The following is a 14965-nucleotide window of genomic DNA, read 5'->3' as shown; positions in this document are numbered from 1 at the left end:
TATTTACCTGCCCGCAGGGCCGACCTCGAGCTCGATCGTCGAGCCGTCCCTGGCCTCCTTGAGGATCTTGATCTTCGTGTTGGTGTCAGTGACCTTGACGCCGGCGGTCGGGTTCGACTCGTCGTAGTAGGTGCTGGTGCGGTCGTTGAAGACCGGCACGCCCTTCGACGACGGGATCCAGGTCGCCACGTCCGCCTTGTGCAGCGTCATGCCGTCGGTGCGGTACTTGCTGAACGGCGCGTCGTAGGTCTGGATGCGGTTGCGCATCAGCGTGCCGTCGGACCACTTCAGCGCGGTCGGGTGCGAGTCGATCGGCAGGACCAGACCGGCGCCCGGGTGCTGGCTGGTGTTGTTGTCCGCCTGGGAGGTGTCCCACTTCCAGATCAGCAGGCCGTTCTGGTACGCGTAGTGCTCGACCCAGTCCGGGCGGGACGTGAAGCCGAAGTTGTACGGGCCGACCTCGAGGGTCTTGTCGTACGACACGTACTGGCGGTTCTCGGCGATGTAGTACTGCGCGTAGTCCTTGGTGAAGGACGCGCCGACGCGGGAGAAGCCGGTCGCCGTCCAGGCGGCGTCCGCGCTCTCGGCGTTGTCGGAGAAGACCGGGGCGCCGTCCGCCGTCACGGTGATCGCGTCGGCCGTGAAGCCCTTGAGGGCCACGCCGCCGTCGCTCTGGTAGCGGAAGCGCAGGTCGATCTTCTGGCCGGCGTAGGCGTCGAGGGAGTACGCGAACTTCTTGTAGCCGTCGAGCGTGCCGTGCAGGGCGGGCTTGTCGCTGCCGTCGCGCGGGACCGGCTGGCCGTCGACCGTGCCGTCGATGGCGGTCCAGTTGGCGCCGCCGTCGGTGGACACCTCGGTGTAGAGGTAGTCGTAGTTGGCCTCGATGTCGTACCAGCCGTCGAAGGTGAGGGCGGCGGACGTCTTGCCGGTCAGGTCGACCGAACGGCTCAGGGTGTTCTTGAGGTTGTCACCGCTGCCGCTCCACCACTGGGTGCTGCCCTCGGCCGGCGGGACGATCTCGGTGGTCACGGCCTTCTTCGGCAGCGTGACGACCAGCGCCTGCTTGTTCTTGGTGTTGTACTCGGCGACGCCCAGCTTGTGCCAGGAGTTGACGCCGGCCTTGGCCGTGTCGTAGTTCAGCCAGCCGAGCTGCAGCTTGTCCCAGGCGGTCATGTCGCCGGGCAGGTCGCCGATCTCCTTCTTCCCGGTGCCGAGCCAGGAACCGGAGGACATCAGCGTCCAGAAGCCGGTGGAGTTCTCGCCGCCGGCGGTGTCGTAGTGGTCCGGCAGACCGAGGTCGTGGCCGTACTCGTGGGCGAAGACGCCGAGTCCGCCGTTCTCCGGCTGGACGGTGTAGTCGCCGACCCAGATGCCGGTGGAGCCGATCTGCGCGCCGCCGAGCTTGTTCTGCTCGGGGCCGGTGGCGCCGGCGTCGGTGCCGAAGGCGTACCAGCGGTGGGCCCAGATCGCGTCCTCGCCCTGGGCGCCGCCGCCGGCGGACTCGTCCTCGCCGGCGTGCACGATCTGGAAGTGGTCGATGTAGCCGTCGGGCTCGTTGAAGTCGCCGTCGCCGTCGAAGTCGTAGCGGTCCCACTCGTCGAACCGGGCCGCGTCCGCCTTGATCTGGGCGTCGGTGCGGCCGGCCGCCTTCTGCTGGGCGACCCAGGCGTTCAGGCCGTCGCTGACGACGTTCCACACGCTGGGGCAGTTGGTGTCGCCGCAGGCGTTGTTGCCGTAACGGGCCTCGTTGTACGGGACCTTGACCCAGTCGGAGACCTCGCCCTCGACCGAGTAGCGGCCGGAGGACTGCTTCTCGTAGTAGGTCTTGACCGAGTCGACGCCCTTGCCGGACCCGAAGTACAGGTCCTCGAAGTGCTGCTGGTCGTAGTCCTCCTGCCAGGCCGTGGAGTTGTCCGTCGCGCGGTCCGGCTCGGCGATCTGGTTGTGCAGCGGGCCGGCGTCGCCGCCGTAGCGGCTGTCGACCTTGTCGCCGAACTCGACCAGGATCGTGAAGATCTTGTCGGTCTTCTCGCGGCCGAGCTCTACGTACTTGCTGTCGCCCTTCTTGCTCTTCAGCTGGACGACCTTCGAACCGTCACGGTCCTTGACCGATGCCTTACCGGATATGACCTGGTTGAGGGCTTCCTCGCGCTGGGCCTCCTGCGTCTTGGTGAGCGGGCCCGCGAGGTCGTGCTCGACGTGGTCGTGGTCGGCCGGATCGTGCCGGTCCACGGCGCCGGGACGGTCGGCCTTGTCGGCCGGGTCGGCCTGGGCCACGGTGAACGCAGAGCAGGTGGCGGTGACCGCCGCGAGGGCCACGCCTGTCGCGGCCGCTCTGAACGTCCAGGGTCTACTGGTCACTTGAGATCCCCTCCCGCGTGCGTGCGCGCGGCCGAAGGAGGTTCCGTCTATGGAAGGTCCCGCACGCACGTGATCAACGCGTGTAGTCAAGTGACGACATTTGACTAGAGGTTCGCAAGAAAAAACAGTCCTTGACTTGAACAGTTCAATTGCATTATGCGGAGCCGGCGTCCGCTTACCGGACACACCCGGGCGAAACCCCGCGGGCGCGCACGACCGTCCACTTGATGGACGCCATGAATCCGTGCGCCCCCTGTGCACCGGCCCTGTCGGTCAGGTCACGCTTACCGTCCGTTCCGCTCGGGCACGCTCGCGGTTAGAGTCGTTTGGTGAAACCGCCCTGAACCGGTGGAAAGCCAGGCGGACAGCTCCCGACTCCCGAGGACACGATGGCCATGCCCCGTCCGACTGTCGCTCAGCTCGTTTACGGTTCGTGCACCGTGATCTTCTCGACGTTCGTCATGCTGCTGTTGTCCGGAGCGAGTTCGGTCGTGGGCGTCGCGCTCGTCGCCGTCTCGGCGCTCACCCTCGGACTGCTGGTGGCCATGACGGTTCCGTCCTTCGGGCCCCGGCGGCCCGCCGTGGCGGAACGGCCCGCGGCCCCGGAGCCGGTACGGCCGGTCCAGCCGGCGCAGCCGGTACGGGCCACCGTCGTCCCTCCGGCCCGCGAGCCGGTGCGGGAGCGCGCGGCGTCCTGACCGGGCGCCGCCCTCATCCGGTGCCGACCACCACGGTCTTGGCCGCCTTGTCGTGCAGGCCCTGCTTGTAGGGCCGGTCGAAGAAGCTCCAGCCGCCCGCGATCACGGTCCACACGCAGGCGCAGCAGAACGCGAACGGCAGCCACAGCACGAGGGCGCGGATCAGCGCGGTCTGCACGGAGGGGGTGGAGCCGTCGGCGAGGTCGGCCACCCGCATGCGCAGCCATTTCTTGCCCAGGGTCTGGCCGCCTCGGGCGGTCATGAAGGTGTCGTAGGCGATGTAGAGGACCGCGGCGACGACGGACTGCGCGAAGGAGTTGCCGACGTTGATCTCGTCGCCGTCGACGTTGTACTCGCTGACCCCGAACGGCCAGGTGAGCAACCAGACGACGATGCCGACGAGGATCATGTCGATGACGCGGGCGAGCGTGCGCCTGCCGCTGTCGGCGAGCGGGGGCATGCCGGCGAGGGGGTCGGAGGGGCCGGGGGGACCTCCGTAGGGGCCGCCGCCGCCACCGCCGTAGGGGCCGCCGCCGTACGGCCCGTCACCGCCTCCGGGTGGCGGGGGCGGGCCGCCGGGAGTGTCGTACGGGGAGCCCGGCCCCGGGGTCTCGGGGCCGCCCGGCGGGGGGTGCTTCTTGAACGGGTCGTCGTCCGGCGGCTGCCGACCGGAGCCGGGGGGCGGTTCGGTGGTCATGCCCCGAGTCGACCGTGAACCCTCCGGCCCCGCATCCGGCGAGCGGCCGTCCGGAGTAGCGGCGGTACGGGTGACGCGGACTCAGCCGGCGGCGACGAACGTGTGCGCGGCCTTGTCGTGCCAGCACTGGCGCCAGGGCTTGTCGAACAGGCACCACAGGACGCCGACGACACCGACGACGAGCAGCCCGGGCACGCTGTAGACGAGCCAGCGGCGCAGGGCCGCGCCGAAGGACGGCGCCTCGTGCCCCTCGATGTCCCGCACCTCGATGCCCAGCAGCCTCTTGCCCAGGGTGCGGCCCCACTTGACGGTCGGCAGCACCTCGAGGAGGACACCGGCGAGGAGGAGGACGGCGAGGACGATGCCCAGGTGCACGGAGGTGGTGCCGTCGAGCAGCCAGACGGTGACGGTCTCGCCGGACAGTTTGGCCGCGTCGATCTTCGCGTCGATGTGGTCCATGGCCTTGATGCCGAGCGGCACGGCGGCCACCGCGGTGACGGCGCCGAGGACGACGGTGTCCAGCAGCCGGGCGGCCAGCCGCCTGCCGAGCGCGGCGGGGCGGGCCGCGGCCTGACGCCGGGCGGCGGCCTGGAACACGTCCTCGACCGGCGGCTTCCAGGGCGCGACGGGCGGCTCCTCGCCGCCGGCCAGCCGGTGCACCTGCTGCGCCCAGGAGGACTGGCCCCCGCCGGCACCGCTCGACAGGGGCGCGGCGGCGGCAGCGGCCTGCGGGGGTACCGCGCCCGCCGCGTGCCCCGCCCCCGCCGGGCCCGCGGTCTGCGGGGGGACGGCCGGGGCGGTGGCCTGCTGGGGTCCGGACGGCGCCGTGGCGGCGGCCGTGGCGGCGCGGGCGGCCGCCGCCTTGCCGGCCCCGAACCCGGGCCGTCCGGAGGCGGTGGAGCCCGCCTGCTGCCCCGCGGCGTCCTGTCCCGCGCGCGGGGTGACGGCGCGGAAGGTCATGGTGCCCTCGTCCGCGTGTTCTCCGTCGGGGGCCCCGGCCTCCTGCCGCGGCTTCGGCGCCGGCCTGCGGAACACGAAGGTGTTGCCCGAACCGGCCGCGGTCCGCTCGTCCGGGGCGTCCGCGCCCGCGGGCCCGCCCTCCGGCGCGGAGGGCGCGGAGGGCGCGGAGGGCGCGGAGGGCGTGGACGGCGGGGCCGTGTGCGGCACCCTCGGGTCGGCGCCCCAGGACACCTTGCGGTCCTGGTCGCCGCCGAAGCCGGTCTGGTGGGAGCGGTCGGCGCCCCACGCCGAGGCGGGCTCGGGCCGGCTGCCGTGCTGGGACTCGGCCTGGGGCTGGGCCGGGGACCGCTCCTCGAGGGGGTCCTCGTCGAAGAAGTGCGGTCCGGTCTCCTCGACGGAGGGCCGCGCCGGGCCCGCGCCGGGCGGTGGTGCGAGCGACTCGCCCTCCTTGGGCGCCGGACGGCTCGTGCCCGGTACCCAGGAGGCACCGTTCCAGTACCGGACATATCCGGGAATGGACGGGTCCGGGTAGTACCCTTCGCGGGGCCTGTCGTCGCCGGGGGCCGGGGTTGGGGCACTCATTCCGTCGTCCCGTATCTGCTCGGTGGGGTGGGTCGGGGGGAACCACATCTATCAGACGGGCGGGGACCTGACCGCCCGTCCGGCCGGACCCCACCCCTTTCGGGCATCTTCTCGTTCAGAAGAGCTTGCCCGGGTTGAGGATGCCCAGCGGGTCGAAGACCTGCTTGACGGCCCGCTGCATCTCCAGTCCCACGGGGCCGATCTCGCGCGCCAGCCACTCCTTCTTCAGCACGCCGACCCCGTGTTCGCCGGTGATGGTGCCGCCGAGTTCCAGGCCGAGCGCCATGATCTCGTCGAAGGACTCCCTCGCCCGCCGCGACTCCTCGGGATCGGACGCGTCGAAGCAGACCGTCGGGTGGGTGTTGCCGTCGCCGGCGTGGGCGACGACGCCGATGGTGAGCCGGTGCTTCTCGGAGATCCGCTCGACGCCGTCGATGAGCTCGCCGAGCCGGGAGCGGGGCACGCACACGTCGTCGATCATCGTCGTGCCCTTGACCGCTTCGAGGGCGACCAGGGACGACCGCCGTGCCTGGAGCAGCAGTTCGGACTCGGCGGCGTCCTCGGCCGGCACGACCTGGGTGGCGCCGGCGGCCTCGCACAGCGCGCCGACGGCGGCGAGGTCGGCGGCCGGGTCGGTGGTGTCGAAGGCGGCGAGCAGCAGGGCCTCGGTGGACTCCGGGAGGCCCATGCGGGTCATGTCGTTGACGGCCTTGACCGTCGTACGGTCCATCAGTTCGAGGAGTGAGGGGACGTGCCCGCCGGCCATGATGCGGCACACGGCGTCGCAGGCGGCGGCGCCGGAGGAGAACTCGGCGGCCAGCACCAGCTGCCCGGGCGGTTTGGGCCGCAGGGCGAGGACCGCGCGGACGACGACGCCGAGGGAGCCCTCGGAGCCGACGAAGAGGCGGGTCAGGTCGTACCCGGCGACGCCCTTGGCGGTGCGGCGGCCGGTGGACATCAGGCGGCCGTCGGCCAGGACGACGTCGAGGCCGAGGACGTACTCGGCCGTCACCCCGTACTTCACGCAGCACAGCCCGCCCGACGCGGTGCCGATGTTGCCGCCGATGGTGCACATCTCCCAGCTGGAGGGGTCCGGCGGGTAGGAGAGGCCGTGTTCGCCGACGGCCCGGGAGAGGGTGGCGTTGACGACGCCGGGTTCGACGACGGCGATCCGGTCGACCGGGTTGATCTCCAGGACGCGGTCCATCCTGGTCAGGGAGAGGACGATGCAGCCGTCGGTGGCGTTGGCGGCGCCGGACAGCCCGGTGCGGGCGCCCTGCGGGACGACGGGGACGCGCAGTTCGGTGGCGGTGCGCATGACGTGCTGGACCTGTTCGACCGTGCGCGGCAGGACCACCACCGCGGGGCTGCCGGCCGGGCAGAAGCTCGCCATGTCGGTGGCGTAGGAGGCCGTGACGTCGGGGTCGGTGAGGACGGCCTCGGGCGGCAGGCCGCCGAGCAGCCGGTCGACGAGGGGGCCGGCCGCCACCGTGTCTTCATCGCGTCGCGCTTCGATACGGCTCATGATCACAGCGTGGCACCGGGGGCCATCGGTGTGAACCCCGCGTACGGCAGCCGCGTCACACCGGAGTGTGATCATCGTACGGACATGGGGTGGGGCGCACAGTGTGCGCCATGACTGTGTGCGCCACGGACGACAAGCCACATGAGCCCCGGCGGCGGGTCCGCCGGCGGGCGCTGCTCGCCTCGGCCACCGGGTGCGCGGTGCTGGGCGGGGTGCTGGTGCTGCTGCCCCGGTGGCAGCAGGCACCGCCCGCACCGGATCCGGGGGCGCGGGCACTGGTGGCGGTCACCAGCGGGGTGCCGGCCGCGCTGCCCGACCTGCAGGCACTGGTCGAGGAGCGCGAGCGGCGGGTGCGGAGGCATCCGGGGGACGCGGAGTCCTGGGCGGTGCTCGGGGCGGCCCGGGTGGAGCAGGGGCTGCGGCTGGCGGACCCGGCGTACTGGCCGCGGGCCGAGCAGGCGCTGCGCACCTCGCTGAAGGTGCGGGCGAAGAAGAACGCCCCGGCGCTGCGGGGGCTGGCCGCGCTGGCGAACGCGCGGCGGGACTTCGCCGGGGCGCGGAAGTGGGGTGAGGCGGCGCGGAGGCTGGAGCCGGAGCGGTGGACGACGTATCCGCTGCTGATCGAGGCGTCCGCCGGGCTCGGTGACGACGAGGAGGCGGGGAAGCTGCTGGAGAAGCTGCAGGACCTGCGCTCCGGCCCCGCCGTGATGGCGCGGGCGGCGGCCGTGTACCGGGACCGGGGGTGGCGGGAGGACGCGGCGGCGAAGCTCGCCGACGCGGTGTCGGCCGCCGGGGAGCCGGCCGAGCGGGCGGCGTACCTGGAGCGGGCCGGGCAGCTCGCCTGGGAGCGCGGCGACCGTCAGGACGCGCTGCGGCACTTCCAGGAGGCGGTGCGGATCGACCCCGATCAGCGGGCGGCGCAGGCCGGGCAGGGCAGGGCGCTGGCGGCGCTGGGGCGGATGACGGAGGCGCTGAGCGCGTACCGGATGGCGCTGGCGAAGCAGCCCCGGCCGGAGTACGCGCTGGAGCTGGGTGAGCTGTACGAGTCGTTGGGGCTGAAGCGGGCGGCGGAGGTGCAGTACGGGGTGCTGCGGGAGCGGGTGCGGCTGGCCGCGGCGCACGGGGGTGACGAGGAGGTGGTGCTGGGGCGGTTCGAGGCGGATCACGGGGACGCGGAGGGTGCCGTGCGGCGGCTTCGGGCGGAGTGGGAGCGGCAGCCGTCGACGGAGGTGGCGGACGCGCTGGGGTGGGCGCTGCACCGGGCCGGGGAGGACGAGGAGGCGTTGCCCTTCGCGGTGCGGGCGACCGAGGGGACGGAGGGCGGGGGTGTGCGGAGCGCGTTGTACGTGTTCCACCGGGGGGTGATCGAGCGGTCGCTGGAGCGGTACGGGGCGGCGCGGCGGCACTTGACGGAGGCGTTTCGGATCAACCCGTGGTTCTCGCCGTTGTGGGTGCCGCGGGCGAAAGCGGCGCTGGCCCGCCTGGGCGAGCCTTCCGCCCAGGCGGGGCCTGAGTCTTCCTGAGCCGGGGGGGTGGGTCGCGCGGCCCGGCGCTTACGGGGTGCCTCCCCCACTCTCGGCTTCTCCCCCACTCTCGGCTTCGCTCGAGCGGGGGGACCCCCATGAGCGGGGGGACCCCCATCGCCCACCCGTGCCGCCCTGCGGCACGACTGCCCGCGGGAGCGAGAGGGGCGTTACAGGTTGCCGCGCTTGGCCTGCTCCCGCTCGATCGCCTCGAAGAGGGCCTTGAAGTTGCCCTTGCCGAAGCCCATCGAGCCGTGGCGTTCGATGAGTTCGAAGAAGACCGTCGGGCGGTCCTGGACCGGCTTGGTGAAGATCTGGAGCAGGTAGCCGTCCTCGTCGCGGTCGACGAGGATCTTCAGCTCGCGCAGCGTCTCGACCGGCACCCGGGTCTCGCCCGCCCACTCGCCGAGGGTGTCGTAGTACGAGTCGGGGGTGTCCAGGAACCGGACGCCGGACGCGCGCATCTGGCGGACCGTCTGCACGATGTCGTTGGTGTTCAGCGCGATGTGCTGGACGCCGGCGCCGCCGTAGAACTCCAGGTACTCGTCGATCTGGGACTTCTTCTTGGCAATGGCGGGCTCGTTGATCGGGAACTTGACCTTGAGCGTGCCGTCGGCCACCACCTTCGACATCAGCGCGCTGTACTCGGTGGCGATGTCGTCGCCCACGAACTCCTTCATGTTCGTGAAGCCCATGACCTTGTTGTAGAACTCCACCCACTCGTTCATCCGGCCGAGTTCGACGTTGCCGACGCAGTGGTCGATCGCCTGGAAGGTGCGCCGGGCCGGCGGCTCGACGATCGGGTCGGCGGCGACGTACCCGGGCAGGTAGGGACCGTCGTAGCCGGAGCGCTCGACCAGCGTGTGGCGGGTCTTGCCGTAGGTGGCGATCGCGGCCAGGACGACGGTGCCGTGCTCGTCCTTGAGCTCGTACGGCTCGGCGACGGAGCGGGCGCCGTGCTCGACGGCGTAGGCGTACGCGGCGCGCGCGTCCGGAACCTCGATGGCGAGGTCGACGACGCCGTCGCCGTGCGCGGCCACGTGGTCGGCGAGGAAGGCGCCCCACTCGGTGGACTGCTTGATCACCGAGGTGAGGACGAAGCGGGCGGAGCCGCTCTCCAGGACGTAGGCGGCGGTCTCGCGGTTGCCGTTCTCCGGTCCGGAGTAGGCGACCAGCTTCATGCCGAAGGCGGTGGAGTAGTAGTGCGCCGCCTGCTTGGCGTTGCCCACGGCGAAGACGACCGCGTCCATTCCCTTGACCGGGAAGGGGTCGGCCTGCCGGGCGGTGTCGGGAGCGTGGTGTGTGGTCTGCGTCATAGGGGCAGGGTGGTGCAGCCCTGCAAGGTGCGCAATAGTTCGCCAGTTCACTGGGCAATGTGTCCAGTCGTATGCCCGTACCATCGGGCTTTCTGTACAGGATGACCACCGGGGAGGCCGGTATGGCGATCGATCATCTGGACGGGCGGATCATCCTGCTGCTGGCGCGGGAGCCGCGGATCGGGGTGCTGGAGATGTCGCGGCGGCTCGGGGTGGCGCGCGGGACCGCGCAGGCCCGCCTGGACCGGCTTCAGTCGAACGGAGTCATCCGCGGATTCGGCCCCCAGGTGGATCCGGCGGCCCTCGGCTACCCGGTCACGGCGTTCGCCACGCTGCAGATCCGGCAGGGTCAAGGAGCCGACGTGCGGGCCCACTTGGCGACCGTGCCGGAGATGCTGGAGCTGCACACCACGACCGGCACCGGGGACATGCTGTGCCGCCTCGTGGCACGCTCCAACGCCGACCTCCAGCGGGTGATCGACCGCGTCGTCGGTTTTGATGGCATCGTCCGGGCCTCCACGGCGATCGTCATGGAGAACCCCGTTCCGCTGCGGATCATCCCGCTGGTGGAGCAGGCCGCGCTCGGCGAGTGAACCGACCTGGCCGAGCTGGGGTGAGCCGCTGTGAACTTCTGGGAGTACCTGGGGAGCCGGCATCAGCAGCTGCTCGTCGACGCGTACCAGCACGCCAGTGTGGTCTTCCAGTGCATGGTGGTGGCGACCCTGCTCGGTGTGCTGATCGGGGTGGCCACCTACCGCAGCGACTGGGCGGGCAGCCTGGCCACGACCGCCACCGCCACCCTGCTGACCATTCCGGCGCTGGCCATGATCGGTCTGCTGATCCCGGTCGTGGGGCTCGGAGTGCCGCCGACGGTGATCGCGCTGACGCTGTACGGGCTGCTGCCGATCGTGCGGAACGCGATCGTGGGGCTGCGCGGGGTCGACCCGTCGCTGGTGGACGCGGCCAAGGGGATCGGCATGTCGCGCACGGCGCGGCTGGCGCGGGTGGAGCTGCCGCTGGCCTGGCCACCGATCCTGACCGGGATCCGGGTCTCCACGCAGATGCTGATGGGCATCGCCGCCATCGCCGCGTACGCCTCCGGCCCCGGCCTGGGCAACCTGATCTTCCGCGGGATCGCCTCGCTGGGCAGCAGGAACGCGCTGAACCAGGTGCTCGCGGGCACCCTCGGGATCATCGTCCTGGCCCTGCTGTTCGACGCCGCGTACGTGCTGATCGGGCGGCTGACCATTCCCAGGGGGATCCGTGCCTGATCTGCCTGATCTGCCTGATCTGCCTGACCCGTCCGGCCTGCCTGGTCCCGAGAGGCCCGGGACGGGGTCCGGGTCGGTCGGGGCGGCCATCGAGCTGGAGGGCCTGACCAAGCGGTACCCGGGCAGTGCGCTGCCGACCGTCGACAACGTCACCATGGACATCAGGGCGGGCGAGACGGTGATCTTCGTCGGCCCGTCGGGCTGTGGGAAGTCCACCACACTGAAGATGATCAACCGGCTGATCGAGCCGACGGGCGGCCGGATCCGCATCGGCGGCGAGGACGTCACCGACATGGACCCGGTGCGGCTGCGCCGCAAGATCGGGTACGCGATCCAGGCGAGCGGGCTGTTCCCGCACATGACGGTGGCGCAGAACATCGCGCTGGTGCCGAGGATGCTGCGCTGGCCGGCGGCCCGGGTGCGGGCCCGGGTGGAGGAGATGCTGGACCTGGTCGGTCTGGACCCCGGCGAGTTCCACGGCCGCTATCCGCGCCAGCTCTCCGGCGGCCAGCAGCAGCGGGTGGGTGTGGCGCGGGCGCTGGCGGCGGACCCGCCGGTGCTGCTGATGGACGAGCCGTTCGGCGCGGTCGACCCGATCACCCGGGACCACCTCCAGGACGAGCTGATCCGGCTCCAGCGGGAGCTGCACAAGACGATCGTCTTCGTCACCCACGACTTCGACGAGGCGATCAAGATCGGCGACCGGATCGCGGTGCTGCGCGAACGCTCCCACATCGCCCAGTTCGACACCCCGGAGGCGATCCTCACCAACCCCGCCGACGACTTCGTCTCGGGCTTCGTCGGCGCCGGGGCCGCGCTGAAGCGGCTCAACCTCACCCGGGTGCGGGACGTGGAGATCACCGACTATCCGACGGTGAGCGTCGACGACCCGCTCCAGCACATCTTCAACCGGCTCCGCTCCAGCGGCTTCAACGAGATCCTGCTGCTCGACAAGCGGGGCCGCCCCTACAAGTGGCTCAGGCGCGGCGACCTGACGCTCGCCAGGGGGTCGCTGGCCCGCGCGGGCACGCCGGTGCACGACACGGTGACCCGGGACGCGACGCTGCGGGACGCGCTGGAGGCGGTGCTCACCGACAACACGGGGCGGGTCGCGGTCACCGGGCGGCGGGGCGCGTACGAGGGTGTCGTGGACGTGGAGACGCTGATGAACTCCGTGCACGAGCTGCTGGAGGCGGACCGTCTGGAGGCGATGGACGCCCAGCACGAGCTCGAGGAGCAGCGGGCCGCACAGACGCACGCCGAGCAGGAGGGCTTCGGAGGCTTCGGCGGGGAGGCGAAGGCGTGAGGGCCTCCGCTTCCGGCCCTTCCGGCCCTTTCGGCTCCTCCGGTTCTTCCGGTTCTTCCGGCTCCTCCGGCTCCTCCGGGTGGCGGTCCGAGGGCGAGCACGAGGTGCGGGGGCTCGCGTTCCGGGACGAGGGCGGCGGGCCGCCGGACGAGGAGGGGGCCGCTCCCCCGCCCCCGGCCGCGAAGCCGCCCCGGGTGACCTGGCAGAAGCTGACGCTCCTGCCGGCGGTGCTGATCGCCGTGCTGCTCGCGACCTGGCTGTGGTTCGAGCAGGCGGACCTCGACGCGCTCACCCGCAACGCGCTGTCGAACGGGCAGGTGTCCAAGGCGCTGTGGCAGCACATCGAACTCACCGTGATCTCGACGTTCTTCGTGCTGGTCATCGCGATCCCGCTGGGCGTCCTGCTGACCCGCCGCATGTTCCGCAGGGCCACTCCGGCGGCGATGGCGCTGGCCAACATGGGCCAGGCCACCCCGGCGATCGGTCTGCTGGCGCTGCTGGTGATCTGGCTGGGCATCGGCCGCAAGGCCGCCCTGATCGGCATCATCGCCTACGCCGTGCTGCCGGTGCTGTCCAACACCATCGCCGGTCTGAAGGCCAACGACCCGACGCTGCTGGAGGCGGCGCGCGGCATCGGCATGTCCCCGCTGGGCGTGCTCACGCGGGTGGAGCTGCCGCTGGCCGTCCCCCTCATCCTCGCCGGTGTGCGGACGGCGCTCGTCCTGAACGTCGGCACGGCGACGCTGGCGACCTTCGGCGGGGGCGGAGGGCTGGGCGTGCTGATCACCACCGGGATCACCAGCCAGCGGATGCCGGTGCTGGTGGTGGGCTCGGTCCTCACCGTCGTCCTCGCGCTGCTGGTGGACTGGCTGGCCTCCCTGGCGGAGCTGCTGCTGCGGCCGCGGGGCCTGGAGGCGGGCCCATGAGACGGCGTACGTGTCTGCTCCTGGCCGGGGCGCTGCTGGCGGCCGCCTCGGGCTGCGGGCTGACCAGCGGCTCCCCCATGGTCGACGACGTGGAACCGGGCTCCATCGGCAGGGGGAAGCCGCTGGAGGGCGCGAAGCTCACCGTCACCTCGAAGGAGTTCACCGAGCAGCTGATCCTCGGCGCGATCATGGGCATCGCCTTCCAGGCGGCGGGCGCGGAGGTCGTCGACCGGACCGGCATCCAGGGCTCGGTCGGCTCCCGGGAGGCGGTCGTCAAGGGCGAGGCGGACGCCGGGTTCGAGTACACGGGCACGGCCTGGATCACGTACCAGGGCAACAGCAGGCCGATCCCGGACCCGCGCGAGCAGTGGGAGGCGGTGCGGGACGCGGACGTGCGGAACGGGGTGACCTGGCTGGAGCCGTCGGAGCTGAACAACACCTACGCCCTCGCCATGAGCCAGGCGAACTACGAGAGGTACCGCACCCGGACCCTGTCCGAGGTGGCGGAGCTGGCGAAGTCCGACCCGGGTGCGGTGACGCTGTGCGTGGAGGGCGAGTTCGCCAACCGCGCGGACGGACTGCCGGGCATGGAGAAGGCGTACGGCATGGACGTCCCGGCGCGCGACGTCACGCAGATGGACACCGGGATCATCTACACCCAGACCGCCGAGGGCGCCTGCACGTACGGCGAGGTCTTCACGACCGACGGACGCATCAAGTCCATGAACCTGGTGGTGCTGGAGGACGACAGGAAGTTCTTCCCCAACTACAACGCGGCGCCGACGGTCAACTCCGACACCTTCGAGAAGTGGCCGGCCATCGCGGAGGTCCTCGCCCCGGTGACGGCGAAGCTCGACAACACCGTGGCGCAGGACCTCAACGCGAGGGTGGACGTCGACGGGGAGGACCCGCACGAGGTGGCGCTGGACTGGATGGTGGAGGAAGGATTCGTCAAGGAGCGCTAGCAGGCGGGGACTTTCCCGGTGCCCTTCTCCAGCGCGACGAGGGCGTCGACGGCGCTCTTGAGGGTGGTGACCGGGATGAGGCGCAGGCCCTCGGGGAGTTCCGCCCGGGCGTCGGAGCACTCGGCCTTCGGCACCAGGAAGACGGTGGCGCCGTCCCGCTTGGCCGCCTGCGTCTTCAGGGGCACGCCGCCGACCGCGCCGACGGTGCCGTCCGCGTCGATCGTGCCGGTACCGGCGATGACCCGGCCGCCGGTGAGGTCGCCGCCGCTGCCGTCGCCGTTCAGCTTGTCGACGATGCCGAGGGAGAACAGCAGGCCGGCGCTGGGGCCGCCGACGTCGGCGAGCTTCAGGGAGACCTCGATGTCGTCGTCCTCGCGGTTCAGGTGGTTCAGGGCGGCCCGGGTGGCCTCGTCCTGGGACTCCTTCATCTGCTCGCGGTTGTACCGCTCGATCTCCTCGACGCTGTCCCCGCTGGGGTAGACGGAGTCACGGGGCATGACCGCCCGGTCCGTGCCGAACCAGCTGTCGATCACGTCCGGGAGGTCGACGCGGGTGTCCGGGGAGGTCGCCACGATGGTGGTCATCCGCAGCTGCCCGCTGGTTTCGCGGACGGGTGCGCCGGTGATCGTGATGACCGGGGTGCCCTTGTTCTCGCCGAGCACGTCCGCGGTCATGCCGGGGTGTGCGATGGAGAAGGGGAGCGGCGCGAACGCGGCTGTGGCCAGCAGGGCCACGACGGGGGCGGCCAGGACGGCGAGGGCTTGGGGACGCGTGAGGCGGGAGAGCACAGGGGTCATCGTAGCCGCGGGCAATCGTGCCGCCCCGCGGCACGATT

The 14965-nt window shown here is 71.6% G+C and carries 13 protein-coding genes; 7 read left to right on the top strand and 6 right to left on the bottom strand.

Annotated features, from left to right (window positions below; genetic code table 11):
- Nucleotides 1–3 precede the first annotated feature (3 nt).
- Nucleotides 4–2361: an immune inhibitor A domain-containing protein gene (locus AB0A94_RS25035; protein ID WP_361747741.1), complete on the bottom strand. Its 2358-nt coding sequence runs from the start codon at nt 2359–2361 to the stop codon at nt 4–6.
- A 389-nt stretch (nt 2362–2750) separates the two neighbouring features.
- Here AB0A94_RS25035 and AB0A94_RS25030 point away from each other — a divergent pair, with 389 nt between their 5' ends.
- The gene (locus AB0A94_RS25030) at nt 2751–3059 is read left to right on the top strand and encodes a hypothetical protein (RefSeq protein WP_361747739.1); all 309 of its coding nucleotides are present in this window, start codon (nt 2751–2753) and stop codon (nt 3057–3059) included.
- 13 nt (nt 3060–3072) lie between these two features.
- Here the strand turns inward: AB0A94_RS25030 and AB0A94_RS25025 are convergent, their stop codons facing one another.
- The 3 genes from AB0A94_RS25025 to AB0A94_RS25015 all read right to left on the bottom strand — a co-directional run bounded on the left by AB0A94_RS25025 (nt 3073) and on the right by AB0A94_RS25015 (nt 6829).
- Complete coding sequence (locus AB0A94_RS25025; RefSeq protein ID WP_361747737.1) at nt 3073–3756, bottom strand: RDD family protein; 684 nt, start codon at nt 3754–3756, stop codon at nt 3073–3075.
- 81 nt (nt 3757–3837) lie between these two features.
- Nucleotides 3838–5298: an RDD family protein gene (locus AB0A94_RS25020; protein WP_361747735.1), complete on the bottom strand. Its 1461-nt coding sequence runs from the start codon at nt 5296–5298 to the stop codon at nt 3838–3840.
- Nucleotides 5299–5413: 115 nt separating this feature from the next.
- Entirely contained in the window at nt 5414–6829 is a 1416-nt protein-coding gene (locus AB0A94_RS25015) for an FAD-linked oxidase C-terminal domain-containing protein (RefSeq protein ID WP_361747732.1), read from the bottom strand.
- Between the two features lie 104 nt (nt 6830–6933).
- On the opposite strand from AB0A94_RS25015, the gene AB0A94_RS25010 reads away from it, so the two are divergent.
- Entirely contained in the window at nt 6934–8346 is a 1413-nt protein-coding gene (locus AB0A94_RS25010) for a tetratricopeptide repeat protein (protein WP_361747730.1), read from the top strand.
- Between the two features lie 170 nt (nt 8347–8516).
- Here AB0A94_RS25010 and hppD read toward each other — a convergent pair whose 3' ends face one another.
- Entirely contained in the window at nt 8517–9662 is a 1146-nt protein-coding gene (hppD, locus tag AB0A94_RS25005; RefSeq protein WP_217130757.1) for a 4-hydroxyphenylpyruvate dioxygenase, read from the bottom strand.
- Nucleotides 9663–9784: 122 nt separating this feature from the next.
- Between hppD and AB0A94_RS25000 the strand changes: the two genes are divergently transcribed.
- The 5 genes from AB0A94_RS25000 to AB0A94_RS24980 all read left to right on the top strand — a co-directional run bounded on the left by AB0A94_RS25000 (nt 9785) and on the right by AB0A94_RS24980 (nt 14130).
- A complete protein-coding gene (locus AB0A94_RS25000; RefSeq protein WP_361747728.1) occupies nt 9785–10255 on the top strand; it encodes an Lrp/AsnC family transcriptional regulator in 471 nt (156 codons plus the stop codon).
- A 30-nt stretch (nt 10256–10285) separates the two neighbouring features.
- Nucleotides 10286–10933 (top strand): ABC transporter permease, encoded by a 648-nt coding sequence (locus tag AB0A94_RS24995; protein ID WP_361747726.1) that lies wholly within the window; start codon nt 10286–10288, stop codon nt 10931–10933.
- Nucleotides 10934–10970: 37 nt separating this feature from the next.
- Nucleotides 10971–12239, top strand: coding sequence for a betaine/proline/choline family ABC transporter ATP-binding protein (locus tag AB0A94_RS24990; protein ID WP_361747834.1), 1269 nt, complete (start codon nt 10971–10973; stop codon nt 12237–12239).
- Nucleotides 12240–12343: 104 nt separating this feature from the next.
- Nucleotides 12344–13165 carry an ABC transporter permease gene (locus AB0A94_RS24985; RefSeq protein WP_361747832.1) on the top strand — a complete coding sequence of 274 codons (822 nt, stop codon included), beginning with the start codon at nt 12344–12346 and terminating at the stop codon, nt 13163–13165.
- A complete protein-coding gene (locus AB0A94_RS24980) occupies nt 13162–14130 on the top strand; it encodes a glycine betaine ABC transporter substrate-binding protein (RefSeq protein WP_361747724.1) in 969 nt (322 codons plus the stop codon). Before AB0A94_RS24985 ends, AB0A94_RS24980 begins: the two co-directional genes overlap by 4 nt.
- Here AB0A94_RS24980 and AB0A94_RS24975 read toward each other — a convergent pair.
- Nucleotides 14127–14918, bottom strand: coding sequence for a S16 family serine protease (locus AB0A94_RS24975; protein WP_361747722.1), 792 nt, complete (start codon nt 14916–14918; stop codon nt 14127–14129). The two genes, AB0A94_RS24980 and AB0A94_RS24975, sit on opposite strands and share 4 nt — an antisense overlap.
- Between the last annotated feature and the right edge of the window lie 47 nt (nt 14919–14965).

Source organism: Streptomyces sp. NPDC044984, from assembly GCF_040646935.1.
Lineage (GTDB): Bacteria > Actinomycetota > Actinomycetes > Streptomycetales > Streptomycetaceae > Streptomyces.
Note: the sequence above shows the minus strand (reverse complement) of the source record. Positions and strands in the feature narration are given on the sequence as shown.